Raw genomic sequence first — 17,068 nt, forward strand, 5'->3', positions numbered from 1 at the left:
AAAATAACCGTCAAGAGCACCCCAAGGAATAGTCCAATTCCGAAACCCTGTCACGCAATAATGGCGAAGAACGCTATTAATACGAAGAAAATGTGGTGGTTATCGCAAAACATGGCTATTTTCTGCGCACGATCGCTCACCCTCGCGCCTCAGCCTGGCGGAATACGCCAGAGGGATGAGTTATCCGCTATCTTTCAACGGCATACTGGCTAAAATCGCAGCAATAAGGAAAGCGTAATGAAACTTACCGCTTTTGCACTGGCGCTTATGCCCGGCATCGTATTCGCCTCATCATGGACATCTCAGGGATTCCCGCCCTTTACGGCGGAAGGTACAGGTAAGTTTGTCAGCCATGCCGCGTTGACGAAAGGTACGCGCCCTTTGACGCTGCATATTGACCAACAGTGCTGGCAACCTGCTGATGCCATAAAACTCAATCAGATGCTGTCGCTCAAACCGTGTGAAGGCACGCCGCCACAGTGGCGACTGTTTAAAGACGGCGACTACTCGCTGGAGATTGATACCCGCTCCGGTACGCCAACGCTGACGCTGTCGATAAAAAGCACCGCCGATCCCGTCGCCAGCACGGTGCGCCAGTGCCCGACGTGGAACGGCTCGCCGCTGACCCTGGAGGTGAGTCACACCTTCCCGGAAGGCGCTGTCGTGCGCGATTACTACAGCCAGCAAACCGCTACCGTTAAAAACGGTCAGATTACGCTACAACCCGGCGCGACCAGCAACGGGCTTTTGTTGCTTGAACGCGCGGAAACCAACGCGCCCGCCGCATTCAACTGGCATAACGCGACGGTCTACTTTGTGCTGACAGACCGTTTCCAGAACGGCGATCCGACGAATGACCAAAGCTATGGCCGCCACAAAGACGGCATGGAGGAGATTGGCACCTTTCATGGCGGCGATTTACGCGGGCTGGCAGACAAGCTGGACTATCTGCAACACCTGGGGGTGAATGCCCTGTGGATCAGCGCGCCGTTCGAGCAAATCCACGGCTGGGTCGGCGGCGGTACGAAAGGGGATTTCCCGCATTATGCCTACCACGGCTATTACACCCAGGACTGGACCACGCTGGACGCCAATATGGGCAGCGAGGACGACCTTCGCGCGTTAGTCGATGGCGCACACCAGCGCGGCATCCGTATTCTGTTTGATGTGGTGATGAACCACACGGGCTACGCCACGCTGGCAGACATGCAGACATTCCGGTTTGGCGCGCTGTATCTGCAAGGCGATGAGCTGAAAAAGACGCTGGGCGAACGCTGGACCGACTGGAAGCCCGCCGCCGGGCAAAGCTGGCACAGCTTTAATGACTACATCAACTTCAGCGACAAAGCGGCATGGGAAGCATGGTGGGGGAAAGAATGGATTCGCACGGATATTGGCGATTATGACAATCCAGGCTTTGACGATTTGACCATGTCGCTGGCCTTCCTGCCCGATATTAAAACGGAATCCACAACCCCTTCCGGCCTGCCGGTGTTCTATAAAAACAAACCGGATACCCGTGCAAAAGCCATTGAGGGCTACACGCCGCGGGATTATCTGACCCACTGGCTCAGTCAGTGGGTGCGTGATTACGGTATCGACGGGTTCCGCGTAGATACCGCCAAACACGTCGAACTTCCTGCCTGGCAGCAGTTGAAAACCCAGGCCAGCGCGGCGTTGACCGAGTGGAAACAGGCCAACCCGGAGAAGACGCTGGACGACACGCCTTTCTGGATGACCGGTGAAGCCTGGGGCCACGGTGTCATGCAGAGTGATTATTACCGCCACGGCTTTGATGCGATGATCAACTTTGACTACCAGGAGCAGGCGGCAAAAGCGGTCAATTGCCTGGCGGATATGGACGCCACCTGGCAGCAAATGGCAGAGAAATTACAGGATTTCAACGTGCTGAGTTATCTCTCCTCGCACGACACGCGCCTCTTTCGGGAAGGCGGCGATAAGGCCGCAGAGCTTCTGCTGCTGGCGCCCGGCGCCGTGCAGATCTTTTATGGCGACGAATCCGCACGCCCCTTTGGCCCGACGGGTTCCGATCCGCTGCAAGGCACCCGTTCTGACATGAACTGGCAGGATATCAACGGTAAATCCGCCGCCACCGTCGCCCACTGGCAGCGAATCAGCCAGTTCCGCGCCAGACACCCTGCCATCGGCGCCGGTAAGCAAACCACGCTCTCACTGAAGCAGGGGTACGGTTTTGTGCGCGAGCACGACGACGATAAGGTCATGGTCGTCTGGGCGGGTCGCCCTTAATCCTGCCTGACGTCCGGCGTGCCCATCCGCCGGACGGCTCATCAAAACAAAACACCAGCCAGATAAAAATCTTCAGCATAAAGCATCAACCTCGGCGTTAACGCCTGATTTGCACCCTGTCATAGGTAGCGCTATGGTTAGCCACTTTGATAATGAGTTCGACAGACCACCTGCTATGACATTCTCACTTTTTGGCGACAAATTTACCCGCCATTCAGGCATTACCCGCCTGATGGAAGACCTCAATGACGGCTTACGCACGCCCGGCGCAATCATGCTCGGCGGGGGTAATCCAGCGCAAATCCCGGAAATGCAGAATTACTTCCATTCGCTACTGGGCGAAATGCTGGAAAACGGCAAAGCCACTGATGCGCTTTGTAATTATGACGGTCCGCAGGGAAAAACGGAGCTACTGACAGCGCTCGCGTCGCTGCTGCGTGAGAATCTGGGTTGGGATATCGAACCACAGAATATTGCACTAACAAACGGCAGTCAGAGCGCGTTTTTCTACTTGTTTAATCTCTTCGCCGGACGCCGCGCCGACGGGACGACTAAAAAAGTGCTGTTCCCGCTGGCGCCGGAATACATTGGTTATGCCGATTCCGGGCTGGAAGAGGATCTTTTCGTTTCCGCTCGCCCGAATATCGAGCTATTGCCGGAAGGTCAGTTCAAATACCACGTTGATTTTGAACATCTGCGCATCGGGGAAGAGACCGGCATGATCTGCGTGTCGCGCCCGACTAACCCAACAGGCAATGTGATTACCGACGAAGAGCTGATGAAGCTGGATACCCTTGCCAATCAGCACGGCATCCCGCTGGTGATCGATAACGCCTACGGCGTTCCCTTCCCGGGCATTATTTTCAGCGAAGCACGCCCGCTGTGGAATCCGAATATCATCCTGTGCATGAGCCTCTCCAAACTGGGGCTGCCCGGCAGCCGCTGCGGCATCATTATCGCCAATGAAAAAATCATCACCGCCATCACCAATATGAACGGCATTATCAGCCTGTCGCCTGGCGGTATTGGCCCGGCAATGATGTGCGAAATGATCAAGCGTAACGACCTGCTGCGCCTGTCGGAAACGGTAATAAAACCGTTCTACTACCAACGCGTACTGGAGACAATCGCGACCATTCGCCGGTATTTACCGGAAAATCGCTGCCTGATCCATAAGCCGGAAGGCGCTATTTTCCTCTGGCTGTGGTTCAAAGATTTGCCGATTTCAACTGAATTGCTGTACCAGCGTCTGAAAGCGCGCGGCGTATTGATGGTTCCCGGCGACTACTTCTTCCCGGGGCTGGACAAACCCTGGCCGCATACGCATCAGTGCATGCGGATGAACTACGTTCCCGATCCGCAAAAAATTGAGGCAGGGGTGAAAATTCTTGCTGAAGAGGTTGAGCGCGCCTGGCGCGAAGGCTGACAGCCCCCCCGGTCATCGCCTGACCGGGGTGACACTCAGGCGGGTTGCGCGTGCAGTCGTTGTCGCTGCACGTTTTCCACATCAAGGCACTGCAACGCGTCAGTCGGGCAGGCCTCCACACATGCCGGGCCCGTTTCACGGTGCCAGCAGAGATCGCATTTAATCGCCTGTACGCGTGAGGTTCGCGACACAACGTTCATCGCGCCGAACGGGCACGCCAGCATACAGCTTTTACACCCGATACAGCGCGCTTGTTCCACGAAGATGTGCCCATGATCGCGACGAATTGCCTGCGTTGGGCACACGTTCGCGCAGGGGGCATCTTCACACTGGCGACATGCCGCCGCCGTGGTAAACGCATCGTCTTTAATGACCCGGATGCGGGAGACAAATTCCCCGGACGACACCGCCGCACAGTCCTGGTTCTCCTGATGCGCCACTACGCAGGCAACCTCACAGGTACGACAGCCGATACATTTCGCCGCATCCGCCATGATAAATCGGTTCATTGCCCTCTCCACCTGCGTAAAACCCCAGAGTGCCAGAGAGGGCGCGATCGCTGCTTTGATCCGACGAGGGAAACGATTAAATTTTGTCAGATGCCCATCATCTTCCGGGCGCCTGCCTTAATCGCGCACGGTAAAACCCAACTCATTCGAGATCGCCTGCGCGGTGTCACGCAGGGGCTTGAGCAGATTCTTCTCGCCGATTTGCTTGAGCCGGGACGTCGAAAGCGAAATAGAGATGGCGTATGGCACCCGATGATGAATATCAAACACCGGCACGGCAATGCAGGAAACGCCCAGCTCATTCTCTTCGCGATCCATCGCCATACCGCTTTCACGAATTTGCGCCAGCTCGTCATACATTGCCGGCAACCCGGTAATGGTGTTACGGGTCAACGGCTGGATCTGATCCCTGTGGCTTTCCCAATAGGTTTCCACATAGTCAGGATGGCCGAACGCCATGTAAATCTTCCCCATCGCAGAGCAATACAGCGGCATATGCTGACCGATATAGGCGCGGGTGCGCAGCATGCCGGTGGTCGGCTCCAGCTTATAGATCAGGATGGCATGATCGTCTTCACGGCTGGAGAAGTTGACGGTCTCGCCAGTGGCGATATTCAGCGTCTCAAGATGCGGCGCAGCCACATGAATGATATTCAGCGATGACAGGGCTTTCTGCCCGACCGCGATAAATTTAGTGGTCAGACGATAGCTTCCGGCGGCAGGCGCGGGGGTGACATACCCGCAGGACTGCAATCCCTGTAGCAGTCGATGCACGGTACTTTTGTTCAGCCCGGCCAGTTCAGACAAGTGCGCCAGCGGGCATCCGTTCGGGTAGTTACTGAGGATCTCAATCAGCATCAAACCACGGAACAGGCTCTGACTACCGGCTGGCCTCTCTTTTTCTTGCGTCATTTCGCTCTCTTTTATGCCCATCGCTTCCGCTCCCCTTTTCGTCGCGCTCTGATGGTAGCGCAAAGTGTGTTTCAGTTCACGATCTGAACCGAAAAAACACAACTATTTGATTTTGATGATTTTAAAAAATAGACCACCCCGTTGATCTGTCAAAATTTGATCGCTATATTTGAAATCAGATTTCGCATAGTGAAATTTAAAGATAAAAAAGCGGTCAAAAATAAACGGGAGAAGCAGGAATGAAAGTGACTTTTGAGCAGTTAAAAGAGGCGTTCAATCGGGTGCTGCTGGCGCGCGGCGTTGCGGCGGAAACGGCTGACGCCTGTGCAGAGATGTTTGCCCGTACTACAGAATCCGGCGTCTATTCGCATGGCGTTAATCGCTTTCCCCGTTTCATTCAGCAACTGGATAATGGCGACATCATTCCTGATGCCAGACCGCAGCGCATCACCAGCCTTGGCGCCATCGAGCAGTGGGATGCTCAGCGATCCATCGGCAATCTGACGGCGAAAAAAATGATGGATCGCGCCATTGAACTGGCTTCCGACCACGGCATCGGCCTGGTGGCGTTACGCAATGCCAACCACTGGATGCGCGGCGGCAGCTACGGCTGGCAGGCGGCGGAAAAAGGCTACATCGGCATCTGCTGGACCAACTCTATCGCCGTGATGCCGCCGTGGGGGTCAAAAGAGTGCCGCATTGGCACGAACCCGCTGATCGTCGCCATCCCTTCATCGCCAATCACCATGATCGATATGTCGATGTCGATGTTCTCCTACGGCATGTTAGAGGTGAACCGGCTGGCGGGACGTGAGCTGCCAGTAGACGGCGGGTTCGACGATGAAGGCAATTTAACCAAAGAACCTGGCGTGATCGAAAAAAATCGCCGCATTTTGCCGATGGGCTACTGGAAAGGGTCAGGTCTGTCGATTGTGCTGGATATGATCGCCACCCTGCTTTCCGACGGCGCTTCCGTTGCCGAAGTTACCCAGGAAAACAGCGACGAATACGGCGTTTCGCAGATCTTCATCGCTATTGAGGTCGATAAGCTGATTGATGGCGCCACGCGCGATGCCAAACTCCAGCGCATTATGGATTTCGTCACCACCGCTGAGCGCGCCGATGAGAACGTGGCAATCCGTCTGCCAGGCCACGAATTTACCCGGCTGCGGGATGAAAATCGCCGCAACGGCATCACCGTCGATGACAGCGTATGGGCCAAAATCCAGGCGCTGTAAGGAGGCATAGCATGATATTTGGACATATCGCACAGCCCAATCCGTGTCGTCTGCCAGACGCGATTGAAAAGGCGCTCGATTTCTTACGCACCACCGACTTTCGCACGCTGGACCCTGGGGTGGTGGAAATCGACGGCAAAAATATTTTTGCCCAGATAATTGATTTAACCACCCGCACTACGGCTGAAAACCGTCCAGAAGTTCATCGCCGTTATCTGGATATTCAGTTTCTCGCCTGGGGTGAAGAAAAAATAGGGGTTGCCATCGACACCGGTAATAACCAAATCAGCGAATCGTTATTAGAACAGCGCGATATTATTTTCTATCACGACAGTGAACATGAATCTTTCTTTGAAATGGTTCCGGGAAGCTACGCTATTTTTTTCCCGCAGGATGTTCATCGCCCTGGCTGCAATAAAACGGTCGCGACACCCATACGGAAAATCGTCGTTAAAGTGGCAATATCCGCTTTATAAAACGTTATCTTTGGAGCACAACATGAAAACGAACAATACCGGTTATATTATCGGTGCGTATCCCTGTGCACCCTCATTTCACCAAAAGAGTGAAGAGGAAGAGAAGGAATTCTGGCGGCAACTCTCCGATACTCCTGATATTCGTGGGCTGGAGCAACCCTGCCTTGAACATCTTCACCCACTCGGCGACGCGTGGTTATTGCGCCATACGCCAGGCAACTGGCAAATCGTCGTGACGGCGATTATGGAAACCATGCGCCGTCGCGGTGAAAACCGCGGCTTTGGGCTGGCCTCCAGCAATGAAGATCAGCGTCAGGCCTGTGTGGCGTACTATCGCCACCTTTACCAGAAGATCACGACAATCAACGCGGCAAGCGCCGGGAAAGTGATCGCGCTTGAGCTGCACGCCGCACCGCTGGCCGATAACCCAAACGTCGCGCAGGCAACGGACGCATTTGCCCGTTCAGTGAAAGAGATCGCTGGCTGGGACTGGCCGTGCGACCTGGTGCTGGAACACTGCGACGCGATGACCAGCGCCGCGCCGCGCAAAGGATTCCTGCCTCTGGACAACGTGCTGGAGGTAATTGCCGACTACGACATCAGCGTTTGCATTAACTGGGCGCGTTCCGCCATTGAAGGACGCAACACCACCCTGCCACTAACCCATACGCAGCAGGTAAAACAGGCCGGTAAACTCGGCGCGCTGATGTTCTCCGGTACAACGCAAAGCGGTGAATACGGCGAATGGCAGGATTTACATGCGCCTTTCGCGCCTTTCTGCCCTGACAGCATGATGACGCAAGAACATGCCCGTGAATTACTGACCTGCGCAGGAACAGACGTTCTGCAATTCATGGGTATTAAGTTACTGGAAATTAACGCTAATGCCGACGTCAGTCACCGCGTAGCGATATTACGCGACGGCATTACGGCATTAAATAACGCCAAATAATAAGACGTTGCCGGATGGCGGCGTAGGTCTGATAAGCAAAACGTCATCAGGCATTAAATAATTTACTTTTCATCGCCAGAATACTTACTTTACGAGAATACGAAGATGAATATGACCTCTCGCCCTACAGAAAAAGATATACCTCGTCAGCGTTGGCTGCGAATTATTCCGCCCATTCTGATTACCTGTATTATTTCTTATATGGACCGCGTGAATATTGCTTTCGCGATGCCCGGCGGAATGGATGCCGAATTAGGTATTTCCGCCACTATGGCCGGTCTGGCTGGCGGGATTTTCTTCATCGGCTATCTGTTCTTACAGGTTCCCGGCGGCAAAATCGCCGTTCACGGCAGCGGCAAGAAATTTATCGGCTGGTCGCTGGTTGCCTGGGCGGTTATTTCCGTCCTCACAGGCTTAATCACCAACCAGTATCAATTGCTTGCCCTGCGTTTCTTACTGGGTGTGGCGGAAGGCGGCATGCTGCCCGTCGTACTGACGATGATCAGCAACTGGTTCCCGGATGCTGAACGCGGTCGTGCGAACGCCATTGTGATTATGTTTGTGCCGATTGCCGGGATTATCACCGCCCCGCTCTCCGGCTGGATAATCACCGTACTCGACTGGCGCTGGCTGTTCATTATTGAAGGTCTGCTCTCTCTCGTCGTGCTGGTGCTGTGGGCGTACACCATTTATGACCGGCCGCAGGAAGCCCGCTGGATCTCCGGGGCGGAAAAAAACTATCTGGTGGAAACCCTCGCCGCAGAACAGAAAGCCATTGCCGGAAGCGAAGTTAAAAACGCCTCTCTCAGCGCGGTCCTTTCCGACAAAACCATGTGGCAACTTATCGCCCTGAACTTCTTCTATCAGACCGGGATTTACGGTTACACCCTCTGGCTGCCAACCATTCTCAAAGAGCTGACCCACAGCAGCATGGGGCAAGTCGGCATGCTCGCCATTTTGCCATACGTCGGCGCGATCGCCGGGATGTTCCTGTTCTCTTTCCTTTCCGACCGCACGGGTAAACGCAAACTGTTTGTCTGCCTGCCGCTGATTGGCTTCGCCCTGTGCATGTTCCTGTCGGTGGCGCTGAAAAACCAAATCTGGCTGGCCTATGCCGCGCTGGTCGGCTGCGGCTTCTTCCTGCAATCGGCGGCGGGCGTTTTCTGGACGATCCCGGCACGTCTGTTCAGCGCCGAGATGGCGGGCGGCGCACGCGGCGTTATCAACGCGCTTGGCAACCTCGGCGGCTTCTGCGGCCCCTACGCGGTTGGCGTACTGATCACGTTGTACAGCAAAGATGCGGGCGTCTATTGCCTGGCAATCTCCCTGGCGCTGGCCGCGCTGCTGGCGTTGTTGCTGCCCGCGAAATGCGATGCGGGTTCGACACCGGCAAAGACAATGAGTCAGCGTAAACACGCCGCGTAACACCATGCCCGGGGCGCAGCGCTTACCGGGCCTACAAAACCCGTAGGCCGGATAAGCGTGGCGCCATCCGGCAAAAATGAGACATGAAAGATGAGAGAGAAAGAGGCCTTCTGGCTGGGCATCGATTGTGGCGGTACTTATCTGAAAGCCGGTTTGTATGACGCCAAAGGTCATGAGCATGGGATCAACCGGCAGTCGTTACAGACGGCAACGCCACTGCCGGGTTACGCCGAACGCGACATGCACCAGCTCTGGCAACAGTGTGCAGCCACCATTGCCGGGCTTTTGCAGCGTACAGGCATCTCCGGCGAGCAAATTAAAGGCGTCGGTATCTCCGCTCAGGGTAAAGGACTGTTTCTGCTCGACAGGCAGGATCAGCCGCTGGGCAGCGCCATTCTCTCTTCCGACCGCCGGGCGCTGAAGATTGTCCAGCGCTGGCAGCAGGACGGCATTCCTGAACAGCTTTACCCCGTTACCCGTCAGACGCTGTGGACCGGGCATCCCGCCTCTCTGCTGCGCTGGATTAAAGAGAACGACCCTCAACGTTACGCACAAATTGGCTGCGTGATGATGGGGCATGACTATCTGCGCTGGCGCTTAACCGGCATAAAAGGGTGCGAAGAGAGCAACATTTCTGAGTCCAACCTCTACAACATGAGCAGCGGGCAGTATGACCCGCGCCTGACCCAATGGTTGGGCATCAGTGAAATCGACGATGCGCTGCCCCCCATTATGGGGTCAGCCGAAATATGCGGGGAGATCACTGCTCAGGCAGCCGCCATCACCGGTCTGAAGGCGGGCACGCCCGTCGTCGGCGGTCTGTTTGACGTGGTTTCCACCGCGCTCTGCGCCGGTATTGAAGATGAATTCACCCTCAACGCGGTGATGGGCACCTGGGCGGTGACCAGCGGGATCACCGAGGGGTTGCGCGACCACGAAGCGCACCCTTATGTCTATGGCCGCTACGTCAACGACGGGCAGTACATCGTTCACGAAGCCAGCCCTACCTCATCCGGCAATCTTGAATGGTTTACCGCCCAGTGGGGCGAACTCTCTTTTGACGAGATCAACCAGGCCGTCGCCAGTCTGCCGAAAGCGAGCGGCGAACTCTTTTTCCTACCGTTTCTGTACGGCAGCAATGCCGGGCTGGAGATGACCTGCGGCTTTTACGGCATGCAGGCGCTGCATACCCGAGCGCATCTGCTACAGGCCATTTACGAAGGGGTGGTGTTCAGCCACATGACCCATCTCAACCGTATGCGCGAACGCTTTACTGAGGCTCACACCCTGCGCGTAACCGGCGGCCCGGCGCACTCCGACGTCTGGATGCAGATGCTGGCGGATGTCAGCGGCCTGCGCATCGAACTGCCGCAGGTTGAAGAGACCGGCTGCTTTGGCGCCGCGCTCGCCGCCCGCGTCGGCACCGGCGTATATCGCAGTTTCAGCGAGGCTCAGCACGCCTTACGGCACCCGGTACGCACGCTGATGCCCGACATGGCCGCGCACCGTCTTTATCAGCGCAAATACCACCAATACCAGGATTTGATTCAGGCATTACAGGGCTACCACGCCCGCATTAAGGAGCACGCATTATGAGCCGACCATTACTGCAACTGGCGCTCGACCACACCAACCTTCAGGCGGCGCTTCACGATGTCGCCCTGTTACAGGACCACGTCGATATCGTTGAGGCTGGCACCATCCTCTGTTTAACCGAGGGGCTTGGCGCGGTGAAAGCGCTGCGCGCCCAGTGCCCGGATAAAATCATCGTTGCCGACTGGAAGGTGGCCGATGCGGGTGAAACGCTCGCGCAGCAGGCTTTTGCCGCCGGCGCCAACTGGATGACGATTATCTGTGCGGCGCCGCTCGCCACGGTGGAAAAAGGCCATGCCGTCGCGCAATCCTGCGGCGGTGAAATTCAGATGGAGCTGTTCGGCAACTGGACGCTGGACGATGCCCGCGCCTGGTATCGCACCGGTGTGCGCCAGGCGATTTACCACCGTGGGCGCGACGCGCAGGCCAGCGGACAGCAGTGGGGAGACGCGGATCTGGCACGGATGAAGGCGCTTTCTGATATTGGCCTGGAGCTGTCGATTACCGGCGGCATTACGCCTGCCGATCTGCCGTTGTTTAAAGATATTCGCGTCAAAGCATTTATCGCCGGACGCGCGCTGGCAGGGGCGGCGCATCCGGCACAGGTTGCTGCCGGGTTCCACGCGCAAATTAACGCCATCTGGGGAGAGCAGCATGCGTAATCATCCGTTAGGTATCTATGAAAAAGCGCTGGCAAAAGACCTCAGTTGGCCGGAGCGCCTGGTGCTGGCGAAAAGCTGCGGCTTTGACTTTGTCGAAATGTCGGTGGATGAGACCGACGAACGCCTGTCGCGCCTGGACTGGAGCCCCACGCAGCGGGCGTCGCTGGTGACCGCCATGCTGGAAACCGGCGTGGCCATCCCGTCAATGTGCCTGTCCGCGCATCGTCGCTTTCCCTTCGGCAGTCGCGATGAGGCCGTACGCCAGCGGGCGCGCGACATCATGACCAAAGCGATTCACCTGGCGCGCGATCTGGGTATCCGCACCATTCAACTGGCGGGTTATGACGTCTATTACGAAGAACATGACGAAGGTACGCAACAACGCTTTGCCGAAGGGCTGGCGTGGGCGGTGGAGCAAGCCGCAGCGGCGCAGGTGATGCTGGCGGTGGAGATCATGGACACCGCCTTTATGAACTCCATCAGCAAATGGAAAAAATGGGACGCGCTGCTCGCCTCGCCGTGGTTTAGCGTTTACCCGGATGTCGGCAATCTCAGCGCCTGGGGCAACGACGTCGCCGCTGAGCTGAAGCTCGGTATTGACCGCATCGCCGCCATCCACCTGAAAGACACGCAGCCGGTGACAGAGAACAGCCCCGGTCAGTTCCGCGACGTGCCGTTCGGCGAAGGGTGCGTGGATTTTGTAGGCATCTTCAAAACGCTGCATGAGCTGAACTACCGTGGCGCGTTTTTGATTGAGATGTGGACGGAAAAGGCCAAAGAGCCGGTGCTGGAAATTATCCAGGCGCGGCGCTGGATAGAAGCGCGTATGCAGGAAGGAGGATTCACATGTTAGAGCAGTTAAAAGCCGAGGTGCTGGCAGCCAATCTGGCGCTTCCGGCACACCATCTGGTGACATTCACCTGGGGTAACGTCAGCGCCGTAGATGAAACGCGAAAACTGATGGTCATTAAACCTTCCGGCGTTGAATATGACGTCATGACCGCCGACGATATGGTGGTGGTGGAGATCGCCAGCGGCAAGGTCGTTGAAGGCAGCAAAAAGCCCTCATCCGATACGCCGACGCATCTGGCGCTCTATCGTCGTTATCCGCAGATCGGCGGAATTGTGCATACCCATTCCCGCCATGCAACGATCTGGTCACAGGCGGGTCTTGACCTGCCCGCCTGGGGCACCACGCATGCCGACTATTTCTATGGCGCAATCCCCTGTACCCGGCTGATGACCGTGGAGGAAATTAAAGGGGAATACGAATACCAGACGGGCGAGGTAATCATCAAAACCTTTGAAGAACGCGGTCTGAACCCAATGCAAATCCCGGCGGTATTAGTCCACTCACACGGGCCATTCGCCTGGGGGAAAGACGCCGCTGACGCCGTGCATAACGCCGTGGTGCTTGAGGAGTGCGCCTATATGGGGCTGTTTTCGCGCCAGCTCACGCCACAGCTACCGGATATGCAGCCAGAATTGCTCGACAAACATTATCTGCGTAAACACGGCGCGAACGCCTATTACGGGCAGTAAGACAATAAAAAAATCCCTGGGCGTAAAACGTCCAGGGTAAGAATCCGAAGGCGACATCACGCTACGGAATAAACGGTTACTGACCTCAGCGATATCGGTATTGATAATCTACATTGTCCACCACACTATAAAGCGGTTGAATATCATCCAGTGCCAGTATGTATCCACTTCCTTTCACGCAGACAATTGAATTCTTCGGTAGCCCCAGCAGACTTAATTTATTATTTAGATTTTTGACGACTTTAGATAAACGCTGCGTGGAAGCACATAATTCATTTTTTTCCCAAACGTTGATGAGTAATTCATCCTTTGAGACATATTGAGAACGTGCATTGACCAAAAGGTAAACAAACAGATGGAGCATTGTCCGATTAAAAAACACTCCACAGAAAGAGATGACGCTATCCATTTTATTAACCGGCAGCCGGAAAATTCGAGCTTCGTTAATATCAAGGAATATTTCCCTACCAATCATAAATCCATGTAACTGATATTCCATACTTTAGATACTCACGTTGAGCTAAACCAGAGATACCTGCTCATGTTCACCTCCTCCTTGATTATTGTGTAAGCCTCAAGTGTAAAAAAAAGCAATTTATTTTCAATAGTTAACCGACACAACTCTTTTCCCACACCTTTCTGATGGGGTATAGGTTTAATAGCTGAAAAACATATTTGTATAAATTAATGTAATTACTAAAGACAAACGATTAGCAGTATAAGCTAAATAGACAGGGCCGGTGCATGTGACAATTAAATATTATATATTTATCTCAAATTACAGTTAATAATGCTGCGCCGGGTTCCCAACGACCGAACAGCGGCTTCACTCTCCCCGGCAAATCTGCCCGATGGCGCTACGCTTATCGGGCCTACAAGTGCGGTTTCCCGTAGGCCGGATAAGGCGAACCTCATGCCCGATGGCGCTATGCTTATCGGGCCTACATGTGCGGTTTCCCGTAGGCCGGATAAGGCGAACCTCATGCCCGATGGCGCTATGCTTATCGGGCCTACATGTGCGATTTCCCGTAGGCCGGATAAGGCGAAGCCGCCATCCGGCAACGTGGTTATACGGCGCTTAAAACAGCCCCAGCGGTTTATCGGAATAGCTCACCAGCAGACATTTGGTTTGCTGATAATGCTCCAGCATCATTTTGTGGGTTTCGCGGCCAATCCCCGACTGCTTATAGCCGCCGAACGCAGCATGCGCCGGGTAAGCATGATAGCAGTTGGTCCATACGCGTCCCGCCTGAATACCGCGCCCCATTTTGTACGCCAGGTTGCCGTTACGACTCCAGACTCCGGCGCCAAGCCCGTACTGGGTGTCGTTAGCCAGTTCCAGCGCTTCCTCCATCGTCCTGAAGGTCGTCACCGCCAGCACCGGGCCAAAAATCTCCTCCTGGAAGACGCGCATATTGTTCTTACCAAACAGGATGGTCGGTTCGAGGTAATAGCCCTCTTTCAGCTCTCCTTCCAGCTGCTTGCGCCGTCCGCCGGTTAACACATCCGCGCCTTCTTTCTTACCGATATCAATGTAGTTGAGGATGGTTTCCAGTTGACCCTGGGAGACCTGCGCGCCCATCTGCGTAACGCTGTCGAGCGGGTTACCGCTGCGAATGCTTTCGACGCGACGAATGGCCCGCTCCATAAAGCGCTCATAAATGGACTCCTGTACCAGCGCGCGGCTCGGGCAGGTACAAACTTCGCCCTGGTTAAAGGCAAACAGCGCAAAGCCCTCCAGCGCCTTGTCGAAAAACGCATCCTCTTCATCCATCACATCGGCGAAGAAAATATTGGGGGACTTACCGCCCAGCTCCAGCGTTACCGGGATAATGTTTTGTGTCGCGTACTGCATGATCTGTTGCCCGACTTCCGTCGAACCGGTAAACGCCACCTTCGCGATCCGCTTCGACGTCGCCAGATATTCGCCGATCTATCCGCCCGCGCCGTTCACGACGTTGACCACGCCCGGCGGGAGCAGGTCGCCAACGATTTCCATCAGCAACAGAACCGAAAGCGGCGTCAGACGCGCAGGTTTGAGCACCACGCAGTTCCCCGCCGCCAGCGCCGGGGCCATTTTCCAGCTCGCCATCAGCAGCGGGAAGTTCCACGGGATGATCTGCCCCACCACGCCCAGAGGTTCATGGAAGTGATAGGCCACTGTTTCGCTGTCAACTTCGCTGATACCGCCCTCTTGTGCGCGGATACAGGACGCAAAATAGCGGAAATGGTCGATCGCCAGCGGCACGTCGGCGGCGCTGGTTTCACGGATGGGTTTGCCGTTATCCCAGGTTTCCGCCGTTGCCAGCAGTTCCAGGTTTTGCTCCATGCGATCGGCAATCTTAAACAGAATCGCGGCGCGATCCTGCACGGACGTATGCGCCCACTGTTCTTTCACGTTATGCGCGGCATCCAGCGCCAGATCGATATCTTTTTTGCCGGAAGAGGCGACTTCACACAGCAGTTGCCCGGTCACCGGCGTCAGATTCTGGTAATACTCGCCGTCTACCGGTGCGACCCAGTCTCCGCCGATAAAGTTGTCGTAGCGGGCTTTTAATTTCAGAGGAAAACCATACTCGCCGGGCTGAATACGCGTTGAAGGGGGATTATTGGTCATGACCGTCTCCTTACTGTAGGGGTACTACAAAGGTTAGACGGGACTGGCGAAATCTTCGCCAGCCTTTTACTGCTTTACGACTGCGGTCACGATATAGACAAGCGGATGTTTAAGCCGTTTCACCTTACCGCACAGTGTAGGCCCGATAAGCACAGCGCCATCGGGCATGACGCCGGAATGACACGATGCGTATATCCGGCAATCACTCAATTACATCGCCGCGTGGTAAATCGCCATGATCTCGTCGTGGGTCGCCTGAATAGGGTTGGTCAGGCCACAGGCGTCTTTCAGTGCATTGGTCGCCAGCACCGAAATATCTTCTTCTTTCACATTCAGGTCGCGCAGACCCGCCGGAATGTTGACCTGCTGCGCCAGCTGACGGATAGCGTCAATGCACGCTTTCGCACCGTCGGCTTCACTCATCCCGGTTACATTAGCGCCCATCGCAGCCGCACAGTCGCGCAGACGGCCTGCCGCGACCTGGCTGTTAAATACCTGAACGTGCGGCAACAGCACCGCATTACATACGCCGTGCGGCAGATTGTAGAAGCCGCCGAGCTGGTGCGCCATCGCGTGGACATAGCCCAGAGAAGCATTGTTAAACGCCATACCAGCCAGGAATTGCGCATAGGCCATCGCTTCGCGCGCCTGCGCGTTGCTGCCCTCTTCCACGGCAATCGCCAGGTTTTCCGCAATCATAGAGATGGCTTTCAGCGCGCACGCATCAGTAATCGGCGTTGCGGCAATAGAAACATAGGCTTCAATGGCGTGGGTTAACGCATCCATGCCGGTCGCGGCGGTCAGCGATTTTGGCATCCCCATCATCAACGAAGAGTCATTCACGGAGAGCAGCGGCGTAACGTGTTTATCCACAATCGCCATCTTAATATGGCGCGCCTCATCCGTAATGATGCAGAAGCGGGTCATTTCTGATGCCGTTCCCGCCGTCGTGTTGATGGCAATCATCGGTAGCTGAGGTTTCGCGGAGCGATCCACACCTTCATAGTCGCGGATGTCGCCGCCGTTCGCCGCCACCAGCGCGATGCCTTTCGCGCAGTCGTGCGGAGAGCCGCCGCCCAGCGAAATTACGCTATCGCACCCGTGTTCTTTCAGGAGTTTCAGCCCGGCAGCCACGTTTTCGGTGGTCGGGTTCGGCTGCGTGCCATCATAAATAACGCTGAAAATATCGCGTTCCTGCAACGCTTTCTGAATATCTCCAGCCATGCCTAATGTTGTTAACATGCTATCCGTGACAATTAATGTACGGCGAAAACCATATTCCGCCATGGTATTCATTGCTTCTTTTAATGCACCAGCGCCGATTACATTCACGGAAGGAATAAAAAATGTTGAAGCAGCCATTGTACCATCCTTAATTACTGAAATAAGGCTGGCAGCATACGGATGAACCTGTCGTGAAAATATGATCGCTGTTGTTATTTTCCCAT

Annotated in this window: 14 protein-coding genes and 1 pseudogene; 10 read left to right on the forward strand and 5 right to left on the reverse strand. The window is 55.4% G+C overall.

Annotated features, from left to right (window positions below):
* Positions 1–237: 237 nt before the first annotated feature.
* Positions 238–2,268 (forward strand): alpha-amylase, encoded by a 2,031-nt coding sequence (gene malS, locus OGY62_RS03280; protein WP_286459072.1) that lies wholly within the window; start codon positions 238–240, stop codon positions 2,266–2,268.
* A gap of 175 nt (positions 2,269–2,443) precedes the next feature.
* Positions 2,444–3,694 (forward strand): valine--pyruvate transaminase, encoded by a 1,251-nt coding sequence (gene avtA / locus OGY62_RS03285; protein WP_024131054.1) that lies wholly within the window; start codon positions 2,444–2,446, stop codon positions 3,692–3,694.
* A gap of 35 nt (positions 3,695–3,729) precedes the next feature.
* Here the strand turns inward: avtA and OGY62_RS03290 are convergent, their stop codons facing one another.
* Together OGY62_RS03290 and yiaJ are read right to left on the reverse strand one after the other, a co-directional pair.
* The gene (locus OGY62_RS03290) at positions 3,730–4,203 is read right to left on the reverse strand and encodes a 4Fe-4S dicluster domain-containing protein (RefSeq protein WP_114848106.1); all 474 of its coding nucleotides are present in this window, start codon (positions 4,201–4,203) and stop codon (positions 3,730–3,732) included.
* A 117-nt stretch (positions 4,204–4,320) separates the two neighbouring features.
* Positions 4,321–5,136: an IclR family transcriptional regulator YiaJ gene (yiaJ, locus tag OGY62_RS03295; protein ID WP_200075943.1), complete on the reverse strand. Its 816-nt coding sequence runs from the start codon at positions 5,134–5,136 to the stop codon at positions 4,321–4,323.
* A gap of 218 nt (positions 5,137–5,354) precedes the next feature.
* Between yiaJ and yiaK the strand changes: the two genes are divergently transcribed.
* From yiaK to araD, 8 genes are all read left to right on the forward strand, one after another.
* Positions 5,355–6,353, forward strand: coding sequence for a 3-dehydro-L-gulonate 2-dehydrogenase (gene yiaK / locus OGY62_RS03300; RefSeq protein ID WP_071259234.1), 999 nt, complete (start codon positions 5,355–5,357; stop codon positions 6,351–6,353).
* Between the two features lie 11 nt (positions 6,354–6,364).
* Positions 6,365–6,829, forward strand: a complete 465-nt coding sequence (locus OGY62_RS03305; protein WP_286459074.1) for a YhcH/YjgK/YiaL family protein — start codon at positions 6,365–6,367, stop codon at positions 6,827–6,829.
* Positions 6,830–6,851: 22 nt separating this feature from the next.
* Positions 6,852–7,781, forward strand: coding sequence for a DUF4862 family protein (locus OGY62_RS03310; RefSeq protein ID WP_104868035.1), 930 nt, complete (start codon positions 6,852–6,854; stop codon positions 7,779–7,781).
* Positions 7,782–7,886: 105 nt separating this feature from the next.
* The gene (locus OGY62_RS03315) at positions 7,887–9,206 is read left to right on the forward strand and encodes an MFS transporter (RefSeq protein ID WP_115626033.1); all 1,320 of its coding nucleotides are present in this window, start codon (positions 7,887–7,889) and stop codon (positions 9,204–9,206) included.
* Positions 9,207–9,296: 90 nt separating this feature from the next.
* On the forward strand, positions 9,297–10,802 hold the full coding sequence (locus tag OGY62_RS03320) for an FGGY-family carbohydrate kinase (protein WP_110493659.1): 1,506 nt from the start codon (positions 9,297–9,299) through the stop codon (positions 10,800–10,802).
* Positions 10,799–11,461, forward strand: coding sequence for a 3-keto-L-gulonate-6-phosphate decarboxylase UlaD (gene ulaD, locus OGY62_RS03325; protein WP_058668274.1), 663 nt, complete (start codon positions 10,799–10,801; stop codon positions 11,459–11,461). Before OGY62_RS03320 ends, ulaD begins: the two co-directional genes overlap by 4 nt.
* Positions 11,454–12,314, forward strand: coding sequence for an L-ribulose-5-phosphate 3-epimerase (locus OGY62_RS03330; protein WP_012135721.1), 861 nt, complete (start codon positions 11,454–11,456; stop codon positions 12,312–12,314). The genes ulaD and OGY62_RS03330 overlap by 8 nt, the downstream gene beginning before the upstream one ends.
* Complete coding sequence (araD, locus tag OGY62_RS03335) at positions 12,308–13,003, forward strand: L-ribulose-5-phosphate 4-epimerase (protein WP_012135722.1); 696 nt, start codon at positions 12,308–12,310, stop codon at positions 13,001–13,003. The genes OGY62_RS03330 and araD overlap by 7 nt, the downstream gene beginning before the upstream one ends.
* Before the next feature lie 85 nt (positions 13,004–13,088).
* Here the strand turns inward: araD and OGY62_RS03340 are convergent, their stop codons facing one another.
* The 3 genes and pseudogenes from OGY62_RS03340 to yiaY all read right to left on the reverse strand — a co-directional run bounded on the left by OGY62_RS03340 (position 13,089) and on the right by yiaY (position 16,982).
* Entirely contained in the window at positions 13,089–13,502 is a 414-nt protein-coding gene (locus OGY62_RS03340) for a winged helix-turn-helix domain-containing protein (RefSeq protein WP_012135723.1), read from the reverse strand.
* Between the two features lie 579 nt (positions 13,503–14,081).
* Positions 14,082–15,620 (reverse strand): annotated as a pseudogene (gene aldB, locus OGY62_RS03345) (aldehyde dehydrogenase AldB).
* 210 nt (positions 15,621–15,830) lie between these two features.
* The gene (gene yiaY, locus OGY62_RS03350) at positions 15,831–16,982 is read right to left on the reverse strand and encodes an L-threonine dehydrogenase (RefSeq protein WP_114848108.1); all 1,152 of its coding nucleotides are present in this window, start codon (positions 16,980–16,982) and stop codon (positions 15,831–15,833) included.
* Positions 16,983–17,068 lie beyond the last annotated feature (86 nt).

The organism is Citrobacter sp. CK198 (assembly GCF_030333295.1).
Classification (GTDB): Bacteria; Pseudomonadota; Gammaproteobacteria; order Enterobacterales; family Enterobacteriaceae; genus Citrobacter_B; species Citrobacter_B koseri.

Bases quoted from the DNA above. Each gene is read 5' to 3' on its own strand.
- avtA (WP_024131054.1), top strand. From the start codon at position 2,444: ATGACATTCTCACTTTTTGGCGACAAATTTACCCGCCATTCAGGCATT.
- OGY62_RS03310 (WP_104868035.1), top strand. From the start codon at position 6,852: ATGAAAACGAACAATACCGGTTATATTATCGGTGCGTATCCCTGTGCA.
- OGY62_RS03330 (WP_012135721.1), top strand. From the start codon at position 11,454: ATGCGTAATCATCCGTTAGGTATCTATGAAAAAGCGCTGGCAAAAGAC.
- OGY62_RS03305 (WP_286459074.1), top strand. From the start codon at position 6,365: ATGATATTTGGACATATCGCACAGCCCAATCCGTGTCGTCTGCCAGAC.
- OGY62_RS03320 (WP_110493659.1), top strand. From the start codon at position 9,297: ATGAGAGAGAAAGAGGCCTTCTGGCTGGGCATCGATTGTGGCGGTACT.
- ulaD (WP_058668274.1), top strand. From the start codon at position 10,799: ATGAGCCGACCATTACTGCAACTGGCGCTCGACCACACCAACCTTCAG.
- araD (WP_012135722.1), top strand. From the start codon at position 12,308: ATGTTAGAGCAGTTAAAAGCCGAGGTGCTGGCAGCCAATCTGGCGCTT.
- yiaJ (WP_200075943.1), bottom strand. From the start codon at position 5,136: ATGGGCATAAAAGAGAGCGAAATGACGCAAGAAAAAGAGAGGCCAGCC.
- yiaY (WP_114848108.1), bottom strand. From the start codon at position 16,982: ATGGCTGCTTCAACATTTTTTATTCCTTCCGTGAATGTAATCGGCGCT.
- OGY62_RS03340 (WP_012135723.1), bottom strand. From the start codon at position 13,502: ATGGAATATCAGTTACATGGATTTATGATTGGTAGGGAAATATTCCTT.
- OGY62_RS03315 (WP_115626033.1), top strand. From the start codon at position 7,887: ATGAATATGACCTCTCGCCCTACAGAAAAAGATATACCTCGTCAGCGT.
- malS (WP_286459072.1), top strand. From the start codon at position 238: ATGAAACTTACCGCTTTTGCACTGGCGCTTATGCCCGGCATCGTATTC.
- OGY62_RS03290 (WP_114848106.1), bottom strand. From the start codon at position 4,203: ATGAACCGATTTATCATGGCGGATGCGGCGAAATGTATCGGCTGTCGT.
- yiaK (WP_071259234.1), top strand. From the start codon at position 5,355: ATGAAAGTGACTTTTGAGCAGTTAAAAGAGGCGTTCAATCGGGTGCTG.